Origin of the sequence: Streptomyces sp. WAC 04229 (genome assembly GCF_003947455.1) — a bacterium.
Taxonomy (GTDB): Bacteria; Actinomycetota; Actinomycetes; order Streptomycetales; family Streptomycetaceae; genus Streptomyces.
Genome location: NZ_QHJH01000383.1, coordinates 1 through 1,710, shown reverse-complemented (window position 1 = coordinate 1,710; position 1,710 = coordinate 1). Strand labels below are relative to the sequence as shown.

Annotated in this window: 1 protein-coding gene and 2 pseudogenes; 2 read left to right on the top strand and 1 reads right to left on the bottom strand. The window is 77.4% G+C overall.

Translation table 11 applies throughout. From position 1 onward, the window contains the following. Window positions 1-202, top strand: a pseudogene (locus DMH12_RS38375) (serine/threonine protein kinase); the annotation flags it as partial. A gap of 13 nt (window positions 203-215) precedes the next feature. Here the strand turns inward: DMH12_RS38375 and DMH12_RS38370 are convergent. Further along, on the bottom strand, window positions 216-1,475 hold the full coding sequence (locus DMH12_RS38370; protein ID WP_125495848.1) for a hypothetical protein: 1,260 nt from the start codon (window positions 1,473-1,475) through the stop codon (window positions 216-218). Here DMH12_RS38370 and DMH12_RS39510 point away from each other — a divergent pair. After that, window positions 1,456-1,710, top strand: a pseudogene (locus DMH12_RS39510) (hypothetical protein); the annotation flags it as partial. The gene DMH12_RS38370 and the pseudogene DMH12_RS39510 overlap by 20 nt on opposite strands.

The window sequence follows — 1,710 nt, the reverse complement described above, 5'->3', positions numbered from 1 at the left end:
GTCTTTCACGCCGCCCCCGTGGCAGGCGCCCGACGACACCCCCACCGCCTCGTACACCGCCCGCAACCCACAGGTCCCGGCGCAGCACCGGGCGACGCGACGGCGGCGCCGACCAGGTCCTCCGGCGGCGGTGGCGGTGCCCGTGCTGCTCCTGGCGCTGGCCTGCTACGCGGTGGGGTTCTGGGCGCTGACCCGGCTCTGAACCGGGCCGCTCCTCACCTCGCCCTGCGCCTGGCCGCCGCGGTCCACACCGTCAGGCCCGCCAGCAGCAGGCTGCCGGTGCCGATGCCGCCCACGGCGACCGCCTTCATGGCGAGGTCGTCGTCGGCCGGGGAGTCGCTGTCCGGCGCCGCCGCCCGGTCCTGGGCCGAGACGGCGAAGAGCCCCTCGGGCCGCGACTCCCCCGCGTAGTCGGGCCCGCTCCGCGCGGATCCCCTCAGCCCGACGCGGAGCGTCAGTCCGAAGGGCCCCTCGCCGAAGTCCTCCGCCACCTGCGCCGCCAGGTGCACGACGACGTAGTAGTCACCGGCGAAGCGCACCGCGCCGACCTGCCCGCTCGTGGCGTACCGGTTGGAATGGGCGACCGGCGGCAGGGCGGCGAGCCCGACGGTGACGGGGCGGCCGGTGTAGCCCTTGGCGGCGTCGTCGACCTCGCCGCGCACCGGGTTGTGCAGCGCCAGGCGCAGGGCACCGGTCGCGTAGCCGGAGGGCTCCCGGGCGCCGTCGAGTTCGGCGGTCGCGGAGATCTGGCGGCCCCAGTCCACCGGCACCTTGTAGTAGAGGGTCTGTCCGGGCCGGATGCCGTCGCGCCAGGCGCCCGGTCCGAGGGGCGTGGCGTGGGCGAAGCCGCTGCCGCCCGTGCGGGGTTCCGGTTCACCGGGTACGGCCTCGGGCGAGGCGGAGTCCCAGGCTTCGGGGGCCTGGGTCGCACCCGTTCGGGCGGGGCGGGGTTCGGTGGCGACGGTGAGTTCCAGGTCCCAGTCCTCGGGCGGGGAGTCCTGGGGCCTGGCCCGCTCGACGGTGACGTAGTAGGTGCCGGGCTCCTGGCACCGGTTGCCGCCGGGCGCGATCTCCCGCATGCCCCACGCGGTGACCGGGCGGGGGCTGTGCGCCGCGCCGAAGGTCGCGCTGTCGGAGGAGCAGGAGCCGCCCTCGGCGTCCTGTACCGAGACGCGGATGCCGTCGACGGCGGTGACCTCACCGGCGGAGCCGGGTACGGCGGTCACGGAGACGTAGGCGTCGGACGCGGCGTCGAGGTCGAGGCGGTAATAGAGGGTGCCGTTGCGCGGCAGTGAGGAGCGGTACGTGGCCCCGGCCGCCAGCGCCGCGGCGTCCGAGGCGGCGTTCGTCCCGTCGATCCGCGGGGCGCCGTCGGCGAAGGCGTACCCCGGCGCGTCACCGGCCGCGAAGGCGGCACCGCCGGGCGGAGCCAGGACCGTGGCGGTGGCGCCGGCGATGGCCAGTACGGCGGTCACGACCGCCGGCCGCCACGCGGACGCCGCACGGCTCGCCGCCGCCGTACGGTTCGCGGGCCCCGTAGGCGGTGCGGGCGCCGTACGGTTCGCGGGCCCCGTAGGCGGTGCGGGCGCCGTACGCCGACGGGGCGCCTTCCGCCGTCCGGGCGCCGGCGCCGACGCGGGCGCGGCCGACTGCGGCCCCGCGCCCCCGGACCCGGCATGCCGCCAGGCCGTACACCACCGTCCCATGACC